This window comes from Flavobacterium sp. AK-345 (genome assembly GCF_058310175.1).
In genome coordinates, this window is sequence record NZ_JBZEER010000006.1 from 277854 (window position 1) to 292089 (window position 14236).

A 14236-nucleotide genomic window follows, 5' to 3' on the forward strand; every position below is an offset into this window, starting at 1 on the left:
GAAAAGCTTTTATAGTCTCGTTATGATGTTGTTATAGAAATATTTCCGGTTAAACTGCAATGCGTTGGATCTCCGTTATTCCCTCCCAAATAAATTTCGACATAATAAGTGCCGCTGCTTAAATCTGAAACCGAGGTACTTCCTCCTGATAATGAAATCGTTTCGGAATGCACATTACTATCAAACCAGTAATCTGCACTTCTGTATATTTTAACTTCTATTGCATTGGCTATATCACTACATCTGGGCGGACCAACCCAACCCAAATTAGAACTCACTTGTATAGAACCACCACTGCCAACACTAAAGTTGTTTGATACACGTTTGTGTGTTGTCCATTGGTTTATATTCCATGGTATTGTGGCTAATTGCACAACATTGCTTTGTTTTTGAACATTTTTACTTCGATTTCCTTGCTGAACAGTATGTGTTAATTCATGCGCCAGTAAATGTTTTCCTTCTTTAGAATCAGGATTGTATTTTCCTTCGTTAAAATAAACATCATTTCCGTTGGTAAAAGCCTGTGCGCCTAGTTCATGACTCATTTGAACGGCATTTGAATCGGTATGGATTTTTACATTACTGAAATCGCTGCCAAAACCTGATTCCATTTCTCTTTTTGTTTTTTGGTCTAAAAGATTTCCGCTTCCTTTTGAACTTTCCAATTTTCCTTCCAATTCATTGTTCTGAATGTCATTTTCTGCACTTTCTGTTTTTTTCTGAACTGGTTTTTCCTCTTCTTTTTGATCTTTTTTCTGAACTTTATCTTCTTTTTCGCAATTGTCGCATTTCGCCTGAACGGGTTTTTCTTCGTCCTTTCCTTTCTTCTGAATCGGTTTTTCGTCCTCTTTTTTATCCGATTTTTTCTGAACGGGTTTTTCTTCGTCCTTCCCTTTTTTCTGAACAGGTTTTTCGTCTTCTTTTTTATCTGATTTTTTCTGAACGGGTTTCTCTTCGTCCTTTCCTTTTTTCTGAACGGGTTTTTCTTCCTCTTTTTTATCCGATTTTTTCTGAACGGGTTCTTTTTCTTCCTTCATATCTTTTGCCTGAACAGAAGAAATAGTTTCTGAAATGGGTTTTTGCTGAATTTCTTCTTTCGATTGCAAAAGTCCTCCGCCAGAAGAACGATTGTTTGTTACCTGATCTGCAACTCTATCGGCTTCTACTTCAAATTGATCACCTGCCGTTCCTGTTTTTAATTTTTTCTGAATTTTTGGTTCAAAAAAAGGAGAAGGCGAGTGCTTGTCCTGTTTTCTGTTTTCTAAAGATCTCATAGCTTCATTTTTTATAATTTAAAACAGATAATTATTTCTTTACTCGTAATTGGCTTATTTTAAGCAACCATAATTTTAGGATTCACATCTTCTTTTTGCAGTATTTGATGTTTTTCTAATTCAATTTTTATTTGGTCATACCAATACGGAAAAATTTTAAACAGTCGGTATTCAATTTCGTCTGTAATGTTTTTTTTGTACTTTTTAAGACCAAAGAGATGGCTATAACCTAATTCATTGGCATATTTGCCATGTTCGGTGATATTTTGTCCTTTAAGCAATAAGGTTGGCGTGATGTTGTAATAATTTAAAATCGCTGCCAGATTGTATTGTTCGATAACAATGCAGGGTTCAAATCCTTGTTGTTTTAAGGGAGCAAATTCTTCGCGATGTGCCATATAAATTTGTTCCAGATCGTAATAGGCGTTTACAAAATTGTCACGAAGTTTGAGATCATTAAAACCCAATATGCCACAACCATAAGCGTGTCCTAAATTAGAATGCCAATAGGGTAGTTGTTTGGTATATTGAGAAAAAAAATCAATTTGTCTTTTATAATGCATTTCGTAGCCGCATTCTTTTCTTTCCAGTATTACAGTGTCGAAATTAAAGTTGATTTTGTTTTTTATAAACACATCTGTGTCGAGATGAACAAAGGGTTTTGTCTGTTTTTCAATAGCATGAATTTTCGATTTCATCCAGAGTTCTTTATTTTTTTCATTGCTTACTTTTGTGACTTTGCAAGGCAGCATATACAAGAATTTATACACAGTTTCGTCAGTATAAAGTTCAATGTCTTTGTACCAGAGATGACTGTATAAAATGCTTAAAGCCGTCATATAGATGGTTTCCTTCAATTTATTGCCCACTTGCCAGCGGTTATTTAGTAAAGGAAAAGTATCCAGACTGTAGATAATTCTTGGTTCTTCTTTCATAAATGTTTTATTTTCGGTGCTCATCTTCATTTATTTATTACCAGTCAACAAAAATTATTTTGTTTTTCCAGGCCAGTTTTACAATTCCTAAATTCCAGGTAATTTTATCCAGCAAAATATCCTGTGTTTTTCTTTCGACAATAATTTTCGGATGATCTTCAGACAATATTATTTTTCCCGGCCTTTGTAAATATTCGTTTTGTAATAAGGCAACAGAAGAATTTTTTATGATTGACCAGTTTTCCAGAACGGCCAGTAACATTTCATTACTATGATTTTTTAATTCTTCTGATAGTGTAATATTTCTGTTTATGGTTTGGTTTGCCGGAATGTTGCACAAGAATTTTTCGAACAGCATTTCGTGTTCATAATCCTGTTCTTTGGTCGTGGCGATATAATGTAAAAGATGCGCCGCAACTTCGGGATCATTTATGGTATTATCTTTATGGAGTAATTTGCAATTCTCAAAAAGCTGTTTTAAAAAAGGGTGAATGAGAATTAATCCGGCATTGTTTACGTAATAATCAGTAGCGGTTTCAGCAAGGATTTCTTCATTTAATAACAAATCAGAATTCAAAATTTCTTCTGTTTTAACATCTTTATTATTATTATTGAAAATTTCTTTATTAGTATCGAAAACCAAATTTATTTCTTCAGCTTTTTTATCATCCGAAACAGAAGATTTATCGGGTTTTGTAAAATTTGATTCTGATAAATTACTGTCTTTGTTTTGAAGTGTTTCTGAAGTTTTTTGTTCGAGAATATTCGCTACATGCAAAACTTCATTTTCCAGATTAATTAGTATTTCTAAAACGGATTGATTTACTATTTGCTTCTTTATAATTTCTAAAACAAATGTTGAAGGGTACTTTTTAATAACATCAAAAGAAGTAAACAGATCAACTAATTTTTTCTGTATTAGACTTTCGTTTTCCTTTAATAATTGCGAAATAAGTAGATCCCAAACTAGATTTCTCTGATGTAATCCTTGTTTTGATTTTGAAATAACGGCATTTATAGTGTCTTTTATTTTGTTACTATTTCCCGAAGTTGTTTGTTCAGCAGCATTTAATTCGAAAAGAAATGTTTTCGCAAGAATACTATAAATCTGATTATCGGATAATTGTTTGATGAATCTGATTCTGCTTTGTCGATTTTCTAATGCCTTTTTTAATTTTAAACCAAAAGCTTTTTCGCTGATCATTTTTTCAAATTGATTCTCTGTGCTGAGGTTGAGAATATCTTTTGAAAGAGCGCTCCACGAAGTAGTTCCGGTTTGTAAAAAACTGAAAAATTCATTGATGTTTTTTTCTTTGACAGGTACCAGGTTATAATTTGTTGTATCAGGAAAGCCCTTGTCAATTTGTTGTTCTATTTGTTTTTGAAACTGATTTATGATTTCGATTTTTAGGGTACTAAAATCAAAATCAGCAGGCATTGAAAAACCGATGTTTAATTTTTCTATCTGAATACTCTGCAATGGCATTTTATCATGAAGCGTATCAAAATAAGCTTCTAAAAGAGGAAAAACTTCCTCTTTTAAAAACGCGTTTAGATTGTCTTTCAGGTAATACGCCTTGTCTTTTGAAGGCGTATTAACCTCAAGAAATAGCTTGTTGATAATATGTTGGTTCGCAGTCTGCATTTAGCTTAGATAGTTTATTTGTTTGTTGATTTCGTCTACTATAAAAGTGACATCATTAAATACAACTTTCATATCTGACAGGAATATTTTTAATGTTCCCTTAGGATCTGTATTGTATTTGACTTTTTTAAGACTTACCAGCAACGCGTTAATACGATCCAAAACAGATTTAATCTGATCAGTAAATTCTTTGATGTTTTTTGTTTGCTGGCATTTTAGGATAAAATAAAACAGCTCGATATGACTTTCGGTAAGGGAACTCAGAGCTATTTTTTCACTATTTATTGTAGTATCTGTAGCAACTAATACTTTGTTGTAAAGACTGTCTGTAAACATTTCGACTAATAAATGGTTGAATTCACCATTTATGTAAGCAGTTGTTTTTTCGGCTACATTTTGAATTTGCTTTTCAACTTCGGTTTTGATAAAAATAGTGTCTTTACCAAATTTTTCTAATTCAGGCAGACTGTCTATTTCTTTAAACATCAGTTTTGTTTTTTTGATAAAGGTGTTGACACTTTTTGTACAGTTGTCTATAGGAATTCTTTCTATAAGCGGTATGTCTCTTGGACCATCGGTATCTTCACCGCAATATTTACTGTAGGCATAAAGTGTTACCTGAATGGATGCACTTTCATATTTTGAAATCGAGCTTATTAAGGGTTCGGTTGATTCGGTTTCAAATACTACTCCTGCTATTTCCCATACATATTTTACAGCGTCTTCAGAATTGTTGATTAAGGTCAGGTTATCATTTTCAATAGTATAATCAAATTTTGCTATTGGCAGATTTAGCATCTTAATGACAATATCCGAAGGTTTGCCATTTACGTAAACCACGACCTTGTTTACTTCTGGAGGAACATCATAACCAATAAAAACATATTGTTTTGTATCTTCATCGAAAGAAACGCCGTCGCCGCTTAATATTACTTTTTTACCTTTAGATTCGATGGTGAAAACATACGGAGTATCGTCATTTCTGCAGACAGTATTAACGTCAATACTAACTTTGATATCTGCAATTTCAAAAGTTACCGAATGGTTTACGGTATAGCTGCAGTTGCCATTATCTCCAACCACTTTTACAGGAAAACTATAACTGTCTTCTACTGGCGATTCATAGGTATAGATATGCTGGATTTTTGTTTCAGTAGTGATAATGATACCGCTTCCATCACCAAAATCCCAAACGTATTGTATTTTGTCCTGATTATCGCTCGTAATAATAAAATCAACAGTAACTTCATTGCTTTCTTCTGATGGCGTGATTACGGTTGTAAAATCAAATTTTGGTTTTCTAAAAATGGTTACTTCACATTTTGTTTCGATGTTATTGACCGTAAAAGTTATGGGTTGTCCTATAAGTTCTTCGCTCACGAGTTTTGGATCAAAAACAAATTCGCCGTATTCATTTTTTGTAACTCCTCCATTCAAATATTCGCTGATATCTGCTTTGACATAACCTCCGGTTGGCGTTACATGAAATGGATAATAGGAAGTTTTTTCATCAAAACAAAGTTTGTCTACAGGTAAAGACAGCGATATTACATTATCGTCGCAGCACAAATAAGGCAAAGTAAAATCGGCAATGATGGGATTATATACAATTGCTTCTTCCTTACTGCCTTCGCTTTCAAAATCGCCTGCTAAGGAATTTCCTTCTGAATAATAATACGGATACGATCTGTATTCGTCTTCAATATAAATCATGATAAACGTGCCTCCCGGTGCTACACCTGCTTTGTGTTCATAGCCATGATTTTTGTTGAGATAATACGAAGTAAAATTCTCTATAACTTCTTTTGCTTCATAATCAGTTACGCCAAGTACGACAACATTAAACCCTAAACCGTGCTGACGTCTTATTTCCTGAATCATTTTTAAGGCTTCCTTGTAATTTTTTCCGTGATGCCCTTCAATTCTGTAAAAATCATGGTCTGAGATAAATTCCAGCGGTTGTTTTGTATTCAAATATTGGTCGTGGTAACTTCTGTTGCTGTATTGTTTTGCTATTGCTGTTTTTTCGTAATCCCAAAGTTCAATAAGATGATTTCCAACATTATTATAAAACGGAATCGCTTTTTTACCTAAACTACCCAACTCAAAACTAGGCGTAATTTTGATGTCATTAAAATTGACATTGTAATTGGCCAATAATTGTACAGCGCGTTTTATAAGGCTGTATAATTGCTGTAAATCGGTATTTTTTCCGTAGCAAATTTTGATTTCCTTACCTTCCGGATCGATAATAAATTCATAAACTTCCTCTTCTTTTACGGGCTCATTAAACAAGTCAAATGGCAAACAATCATTGGCTGTACTAAGGTTTTGACCGGTAAGCAAAGGCGATTTGTAAAAACCGTGTCGGTATTCAAAATACGGTTTGGTTTTTACGATTTCTCCCAGCATTAAATGTTTGGGAAAAGATTTTAAATCCGGACAGCAAAATTCACCATCCATATGAGCTAGTAAGTGTTTTATCTCGTTATAAGTATCTATTAAATCGTTGAGAAGATCGTATCTGTATTGAAAATCGGGAGGGACATTATTCTCATCAAAATCAAATAATTCTGCCAGATTTTTTTGAATTGAATTTAAAATTTCCGGCATTTGTAAACTTTTCAGCAGGATTTCAAAACCTTCGTTCAGTTTTTTTATCACATTGTTTTTGAATATACCGTTGGTGAATGTTTTTTTGATTTCGGTATAATTGATAAAATTTTCGGGATGTAAAACGATACGGTTTGAAATTACCGATGGCAGGTTATAATACAGGTTAGCAAAATTGACTGCGTTGAAAATTATATCATGGCTGTTAATTTGATCTGCAACTGCTTTACTAACCAATAAAGCTTTGTGATTGCCAATAATTTCTAATCCCTGATTATCGCAGGAAAGACTTACGCACAGATCGGCCTCTTTCTCATAAGTTTCTATATATAATAAAATTACGGCATCAGTAAGATCTAATCCTGTATTTTCTTTAAGAAATTCTATAGGGAAAGTATTGGCACTGTCAAGCGCCTGTTGTTCGTAAGTTAAGAGTTCGAAAATTTCAAGCTGATCGCTGCCATTGTAGAAATAAGGTTTATAAGCTGCTTTTTTGTTGTCGTGTACTTTGTAATGCGTGTATTGTTTGCTTTCAAAATCAATGACTTTTTCGCCGTTAGGAATAGTATTGTATAAATGGATAAGATCACCATCAGTCGTTATTCCGTTGCCTTGTGTTATGGAGATGTTTTTTGCCGATTCATTATAAGAAACCTGAAACCCGCAAATGATGCCTACACCACTAAGACCAATTCTGGAAATACGGTCCTGATCATCAAAATAATCTACAATCTCGTTAAGATGTCCTTCTGTAAGTACCTGATTTTTTGTAAATTTTCGGTACAAAGTTGTTATGGTTGAAAGTTTTGCTAACATTTTGAATGGTATTTATAGTGATCCTAAATTTGTTTTTCCCAGTATTATTTTTTGGAATTGATTTTCGTTTTCGTCGCTGCAATCAAATAATCTTCCCGTAGGATATATATTGCTAAGGTGGGAGAGAGCTTTAATAAATGATATTAATTCTGTTTCCGGTTGTTCCTGGTTCAGTGCTGTTTTGGCAAACAAATATGCTTTATAAGAGTTTTCAAACTGCACAAGTTCATTTTCGAGCGGGTCATCGATTTCATTTTTCCTGTACCCGATCCAGCAAATTTTTGCTAATACGTGCGATGGCAATTCTTCTTTAATGACCTTTTCCATATAATTTCTAAAATCGGTATTGGCAAAACGCAGCGTATATCCGGGCAGGACAATGCTAATGCGATAGGAGTAGGGATCCAGCGGTTCGCAGCTTTTGCATTCATCAGTACAAATCGGTAAAAATGTTTCCGGATTTCCGGTAATCAGATTTACATCGGGACGAAGCATCATGTGTTCGACAATAAACATGCCTTCTTCTGTAAAAACTTCTTTCATGAAATAAATCAAATCCAGAATAGATTGTTTTAGTTCCTGTAAAGTATCATAATACGTATATCGTTTTGCAATAATTCGGTCAGGGTTGTCTTCGTCTGTAATTAACGGATTAATGATGTCATAAGAATATTTGCCTGAATCTGCCTGATGAATCTGAATGTTGCCAATAACCTCAGGATCTGAAATTCCTTTTTTAAAAGCTTCTTCAACATCGTGTTCTCTGGTTTGAATAATTTGCAAAACCGCAAAATATAGTTCTCTGTTGGCCGCCGAAGTATCATAATATTCGGTAGTTCCGGAGAGTACAATATTGTCTTCTGTATCTCTGATTCTCCATCGGTAAACAAGCTGATTGTCTGAATCAATAAAATGATATAAGTCAACAAAAGAATCAGACAGGTTTCTTCTATTATAATCTTTGATTCCTAAAAGTCTGGATATCCTCTTTTTTACTCCCGAAACATTATCGGTATCCCATAAATTACTATTGGGCTGTTTGTAGTAGTTAAAAGAGTTGCCCCGATTTTTACTTACGATTTTATAATCTTTCAGAAAATCTTCTTTGTTTTTCAGTACCACTTCGTCTGTAGCATTGCCATAAATACTTTTGTTGATGAAAACATATTCAGAAAAACTTTCGGCAAAACGGCCTAAAAGATGATCCAGAATATCATTTCTTCTCTCTATATTATTATCCAGTTTTTCAAAAAGAATTTCTGTAAGATGTTCATCATTGTTTTCTGGGTAATTGGAAACCAGTTCACTAAGCCCGTCGATATCTTTTATAGCCTGAGTAAAAAATGTTTTGGTAAGATTACCGCTTACCGAAAGCATTTCATTCACCTGTCCTAAATGTTTAAAATAGCTTCCTAAAATCTGATCAAAAAATAAAAGATAACCTTTAAGTTGTTTTGCCTGAGATTTTCGGGCTGTTGTGGCTCTTGTTGGCAAACCATCTTCTCCAATACCATAAGTATCCGGAAAATCATTTTGTATCGTTGTATAACTTTCTATGTCCAGATAGCTTCCGTCGGGTAATTTCAGTTCTTTATTTTGACTTGAAAAAGCAGTGGCCGCATCTTTTGCAGCATCAATTTCGTCAAGATAAATTGCTACTTGTTCCTTATCGATATTTAACGGCAGTAAACCTTTATTATAATTGAAAACACTTTTATAACAAATTATCGGTTTCTGATATTCTTTAAGGCAAATTAGCCATTGATTTAAATTTGCATCGCCATCTCCGCAATCTCCCATAGCGATATCTTTGATGGAGATAACCCCCGGCACATTCATGATTAATTTTATAATATCAGATAATCGTACTTCACTGGTTAGTTCGGCTTCGATTAACTCTTTGGTGTCTATAAAACCATTTTCAAGAATAGGACCGTCAAAAATTTCTAAGGAAGTATATCCCTTATCCATCATTTGTTTAACAGAATAAAAATTGACTGTTGTTGATAAATAGCCATCAAGTGCATGCAATACAAGCGCGTGAACCATTTCTTCATCGGCCTGAGTATCTACCTCAATACTGGCGCATATTTTTATCGGAAATTCATCTACTTTTATAATGTTGATCAGATCTTCGCACAGGTTTCTGTTGGCATGGTATTTTTCTCTGATTTTGTTTTTAACTTTGTTAATTTCCAAAGGATTTGTACTTTCAAAATCTACATAAAGATCATATAAACCTTTAAGATTAAACTCCTTTTTAAAACCTCTCGGAACTTCGTTAAAATCTTTAGAATCATAGGATAATTTATCTTCTTTACAATTTACATAAACCGTTTTTTTATGTTTTGCCGGCCAGCAATTTTTAACGCCGTCGATATCGATAAACAATTTTCTGTAATCGAGTGCTGTTACAGGACTTGTAGGCAATACTTCTGACGCTTTAAAAAACTGTGAAGCAATTCCCTTGCTCTTTTGATCTGAAGCCAATATGTTTTCGATAGGAAGATTCATTCGCATGCCAAGATCTGTTATGGCATAGCATAACATTTCTAACATCGTGATACCCGGATCATGCGAGTTAAAATCGGTCCATAATTTGCCTCCAAGCTGCTCGATATATTCAATACCTTTTTTTCTTAGGTAAAAGAAATCCAGGTCGTTTTCGGTGGCAACTTTTTTAGGAATAGTGCTATGTGGGTTTAATACTGACATTTTTCTGGTAGTTGAATAATTGGATCTTTACAAGTTTTTATATCTGTAGAAATAATGTGATTTTTTACCGATACAAGAATGCGTTTTGGGTCTGACGGAGAGACTATTGGCAGAAATTCCAATTTGGCCTGATAAGCAGCATCATTTGGATTTTCGGGTTCTGGATTGTTTTCAAGTTTTGCCATTTCCAATTCGGCTAAATAGTCTACATAGTATAATTTTTCGATGTAGTCAATTACGGTACTTCGGTGTAATTCAATTCCAAAAAGAATATCCTGAGAAGTATCAAATGCCCACGGAGACAAGAATTTTGCTATATCTTCATTCAATTGTTTTTTATAAAAATTCTCATCATATTCAGCATAAAATTTGACACTTAATTTAACCACCACTTGTTCGTATTCCGGATTAATAACTACTGCATCGACGTGCATACTGTTTAAATTGCTGATGTAATTTTGAATTTTATTTAAGGTTGCTGTGCTAACTCTTGGCTCATAAATATCAAATACATTTTTGTTGATAATATCCGGAACCACAATAAGGGTTACATCGCCGGGAGAAAGAAACGAATTGGTTGTGTTATTGGTATGGTTAAGACATTTTACTCTAAATACTTCTGGAAATTCCTGAAGAATGAGATGTTCATAATCCCAAAGTGTTATCGCTCTGTTTTTATGGCGAAGGCGTTCGCTTACACGTTTGTAATACGTATTATCAGATTCTATAGGTGTTCCTCCAAAAGAATTAAAAGGCTGCGAAACACTTTTGACTTGTGTAATTCTGTTAATCAATTTAGAAATCGTTTCGGCAGGTAATCCTTTTTCTAAATGCGATAATTCATTTTCATTGTTAAAAAATTCGGCGGTAACGACTTGTGTTTTTACATCGATAACTTTGCAGACAGCATCATAAGCTTTGTGCATTTTGGCTTTGATCCAGATGAGGTTGTCGGGCAATAAAGTATTGGTTTTTGTTGCCTGTTTCGGGATAGTAAATTTTACGATACCCGATTTTAAGAAATTATCTATGGAATTGGCCAAAAGTTCGTTTTCAATATTTTTCCACTGATTATCACAAAGCACAAACCAGTGTACTTTTTCTTTTCCTGTAAAAGATTTAGCCTGCGGATTTTCGCTTCCTTCTAATATCTGAAACAATAAGGAAATTTGCTGTGTAACTTCTGCTTCGTCAAGACCAATATAAAATTCGCCTCCGTTGCAATAATCAGGAACCAGGTGGCTTGCAATGGTATTATTTACATCAAGAACTGCTTTTTGCTGCGCTAGTTTTTTTAGATACAAATGCTCTTCACTTTGTCCAAAAGGAGCTTCGTGAAATAATCTTATACGATCTGTCTGGTATTCTTCTTCGGTTTGATTGGTAAAACTTGTAGTTTCCTCTGCGGTATAATTTAAACTGATGGTTTCGATAAATGGCGTATAAGCTTCGTTTGGAATCGTTGGTTTTGCATCTTTGCTCAATATCGCAAGCGTATATATTTTTGGGTATAAAGAATGCAGAAAGGATTGGTTTAATGTCAATCGTATCGGACCGCTTTTGTCAATCTCGTAATTATCTTCCTTTACAGAAAAATCAGTTTCATATCCCTTCGTAGCCTCGTTTACTTTAAACAATACAACTTCTTCATCTTTCTTTACCCAGTTTTCTTTATTTAATACAGCTGCTGTAGCTGTAAAATATTCATCTTTACCTACAATGGGATCTGCCTTCTCGTTTCCGTCCAGAAAGTTGGTTTTATAAGCAGCGTAATGTGTTACGAAAGAGTTTGGTGTATTTTTCCAATTGATGGTAACGTCAATATTTTTCCATTTTTTCGAAAAGATTTCAGGATAATTTATTATAAATGAAGAACCTTTTGTAGGCTGGGTTGTAAAAGGGTAGAAGGGTTTAGCGGCGTTAAGCAAACCTGTGTCGCTTTCCAGCAATAAAGAGGTAACATCTGTTACATCTACTTTTACATTAATGTTATTAACGGTTTTTGTGACTAAATTTCTAAATAAAGAATGTCCTTCTGTATTTTCAGTATGAATTAAAAATCGAATAACAGGATGTGTACTGGAAAAATGCTCGCCCAATATTTTTTGGTTGTAATTGACAATTGCCGGAGTATCTTTCGAAATCTGAAAAACAAGTCTTAATTGATCTTCTGAAATACTCGAAGCCTCGCCATCCAATTTAAATTCACCCAGCCATTTTTTTTCACCACTGCAAAAAACACTGATATTATTTACAAGATCCTCTGTGGTAAAGGATTCTTGTTTAAAGTCAAGAACCTTGTTAAAAGTGATTGTAATATCAATATTTCGTTCTCCTTCCTGTAATGCTAACAGGGGAGAAGCAATTGCAAAACCAAGTTTAGCCGCCTGTAGTTCAGTATAATTTTCCTCGACAGCAGTATATCCAAAAGGAAACCAGTATTTTGATTCTTCTTTAAGGCTTTCTCCTTTTCCGTCAAGCGAGTTTGCTACTTCGCTGGCTTTTATTTTGCCTCGGTCAATATCATTATAAACACTTTTAAGCTGTGTAATCTGAGCTTTATTGGCAATTAATTCTTCGGTAGTTTTGTAAATAAGTTTGTTTCCTGCAGCATCTTTTCCGGCATCTAATTCGGTTAACGGAGCAATTCTTTCTTCGATACTTTTTTTAGCCAATTCAAAAATAACATGCACTTTATCTGCTTTTGCAGGAAGTTTTTCGATTTGCAAAATGTCTTTATAGAAGAAATCAAGGTGTTTTTTTGTAATTAAATTAAAACGTGTTTTAGATAATTCCAATAGTTTTAAGAAACACACAAAAAGAGTCATATGTGGTGTTAATGTGCCTTCAAACTCAATGTTGCGAAGTATTTTTGAAACATTTTGTTTTACATTATTATAAACCTTGTCATTTCTGTTAGAAATATCTTTGGGAATACCAAAATGATCAAAGATTTCCTGCCAGTTGCCAGCTGGATTTTGGCTGTCATTTGTTTCAAAAAAATTAACCTGTTTGGCGAAGTTATAGGTAAAAACTAACCAATCTTCCATATCAAAGTCATGAAGCTGCAAATTGTTGGGATCCAGAATAGTATTCAGGCGATCGCCTTGGTCTGTGCCATTTCGTTTGAATAATATATCGTTTGTATGGTCGCTGTTGTTACACATAATACTATTAAATATTAACCTTCGCTGAGGTGTAATTATTTTTAATCTTTTATTTACTGCTAATCCTGCAAGGTTTTCAAAACCTTGTAGGTATTCCTTTTTTGTTTTAAAATTTTTTCTCGCAGATTTTGCAGATCAGCAGATTTCTCTCTTATAGTTTGTTTTTGAATTGTCACCCTGAGCGTCCCGAGACTTCGGGAGAAGGGCTCCCCAATTGGCACGTGTGCTTCTCCCGAAGTCTCGGGACGCTCAGCCTGACATTCGACTTTCGCTCAGCCTGCAAATCGTTATCAAAAAAAGCTATGTTCTGTGGACAAATATTTCAACACACAAAATTTTTAATTTTTGATTCTCAATTTTTAATTCAAATATTCGTTCCTTCTTCTTTATAGAAAGGATATACCATATTGGTTCTGGAATTGGTCGCCCTTACTTTATAATCTAAAACCACTAGTAATTCACCATTTAAGTCATCTCCCTGACTGATGTCGATTTTCTCTACATCAATTCTTGGTTCGTGATATAGAATAGCGGTTTTTATTAATTCAGCTACAAAGGTTTTTAATGTTCTGTTTAGCGGATTAAAAAGAAGTTCATCCATATTACATCCATATTTTGGAAGCATAATACGCTCTCCAATTTTGGTCGATAATAAAATTTCCAGACTACTCTTAATATCCTCTTCATCAGAAATCATGACAACAGATTTTGTTGTTTTTTTAAATTCTGGAGGAAAACTCCATCCGGTGCCTAAAAAAGCTTGCTCACTTTCCATAACTATCCTATTAAAACTGTTGCTAATCCGGCTACTATTGTTCCGCCGTGTGCGGTTGAATCACCCATTCTGGCAGCTGGTTTTCCGCCAATTAAAACTGTTGATGACCCCATTACGATGCTATCCGGCGGACCACTGCAAGTCGCCATGTCGCCAACACAGGCTGCGGGAACTCCGCCAATTAAAACGGTTGGTACGCCGGCAGGTAAAATTGGCCCGCCCACATGCGGAACCGTTGCAGTTACCATTGGGCAAACATGCATATCTGAAACTCTTGCTGCTGGTGCTCCCATAAT

At 34.3% G+C, this 14236-nt stretch carries 8 protein-coding genes; all 8 read right to left on the minus strand.

All coding sequences use genetic code 11. The annotated features are described in order from the left end of the window. Nucleotides 1-20: 20 nt before the first annotated feature. The 8 genes from AC4FQ3_RS13525 to AC4FQ3_RS13560 all read right to left on the minus strand — a co-directional run bounded on the left by AC4FQ3_RS13525 (nucleotide 21) and on the right by AC4FQ3_RS13560 (nucleotide 14233). Complete coding sequence (locus AC4FQ3_RS13525; protein WP_491182183.1) at nucleotides 21-1274, minus strand: eCIS core domain-containing protein; 1254 nt, start codon at nucleotides 1272-1274, stop codon at nucleotides 21-23. Nucleotides 1275-1333: 59 nt separating this feature from the next. Beyond that, nucleotides 1334-2233, minus strand: coding sequence for a DUF6734 family protein (locus AC4FQ3_RS13530; protein WP_491182184.1), 900 nt, complete (start codon nucleotides 2231-2233; stop codon nucleotides 1334-1336). A 13-nt stretch (nucleotides 2234-2246) separates the two neighbouring features. Beyond that, complete coding sequence (locus AC4FQ3_RS13535) at nucleotides 2247-3854, minus strand: contractile injection system tape measure protein (protein WP_491182185.1); 1608 nt, start codon at nucleotides 3852-3854, stop codon at nucleotides 2247-2249. Then, the gene (locus tag AC4FQ3_RS13540; RefSeq protein WP_491182186.1) at nucleotides 3855-7283 is read right to left on the minus strand and encodes a PKD domain-containing protein; all 3429 of its coding nucleotides are present in this window, start codon (nucleotides 7281-7283) and stop codon (nucleotides 3855-3857) included. A 12-nt stretch (nucleotides 7284-7295) separates the two neighbouring features. Further along, nucleotides 7296-9998, minus strand: coding sequence for a baseplate wedge protein (locus tag AC4FQ3_RS13545; protein ID WP_491182187.1), 2703 nt, complete (start codon nucleotides 9996-9998; stop codon nucleotides 7296-7298). After that, nucleotides 9986-13165 carry a baseplate J/gp47 family protein gene (locus AC4FQ3_RS13550; RefSeq protein ID WP_491182188.1) on the minus strand — a complete coding sequence of 1060 codons (3180 nt, stop codon included), beginning with the start codon at nucleotides 13163-13165 and terminating at the stop codon, nucleotides 9986-9988. The genes AC4FQ3_RS13545 and AC4FQ3_RS13550 overlap by 13 nt, the downstream gene beginning before the upstream one ends. A 364-nt stretch (nucleotides 13166-13529) precedes the next feature. Continuing rightward, on the minus strand, nucleotides 13530-13940 hold the full coding sequence (locus tag AC4FQ3_RS13555) for a GPW/gp25 family protein (protein WP_042563912.1): 411 nt from the start codon (nucleotides 13938-13940) through the stop codon (nucleotides 13530-13532). Nucleotides 13941-13942: 2 nt separating this feature from the next. Continuing rightward, on the minus strand, nucleotides 13943-14233 hold the full coding sequence (locus tag AC4FQ3_RS13560) for a PAAR domain-containing protein (protein ID WP_073397195.1): 291 nt from the start codon (nucleotides 14231-14233) through the stop codon (nucleotides 13943-13945). Nucleotides 14234-14236: the final 3 nt, after the last annotated feature.

Bases quoted from the DNA above. Each gene is read 5' to 3' on its own strand.
- AC4FQ3_RS13525 (WP_491182183.1), bottom strand. From the start codon at position 1,274: ATGAGATCTTTAGAAAACAGAAAACAGGACAAGCACTCGCCTTCTCCT.
- AC4FQ3_RS13530 (WP_491182184.1), bottom strand. From the start codon at position 2,233: ATGAGCACCGAAAATAAAACATTTATGAAAGAAGAACCAAGAATTATC.
- AC4FQ3_RS13535 (WP_491182185.1), bottom strand. From the start codon at position 3,854: ATGCAGACTGCGAACCAACATATTATCAACAAGCTATTTCTTGAGGTT.
- AC4FQ3_RS13540 (WP_491182186.1), bottom strand. From the start codon at position 7,283: ATGTTAGCAAAACTTTCAACCATAACAACTTTGTACCGAAAATTTACA.
- AC4FQ3_RS13545 (WP_491182187.1), bottom strand. From the start codon at position 9,998: ATGTCAGTATTAAACCCACATAGCACTATTCCTAAAAAAGTTGCCACC.
- AC4FQ3_RS13550 (WP_491182188.1), bottom strand. From the start codon at position 13,165: ATGTGTAACAACAGCGACCATACAAACGATATATTATTCAAACGAAAT.
- AC4FQ3_RS13555 (WP_042563912.1), bottom strand. From the start codon at position 13,940: ATGGAAAGTGAGCAAGCTTTTTTAGGCACCGGATGGAGTTTTCCTCCA.
- AC4FQ3_RS13560 (WP_073397195.1), bottom strand. From the start codon at position 14,233: ATGGGAGCACCAGCAGCAAGAGTTTCAGATATGCATGTTTGCCCAATG.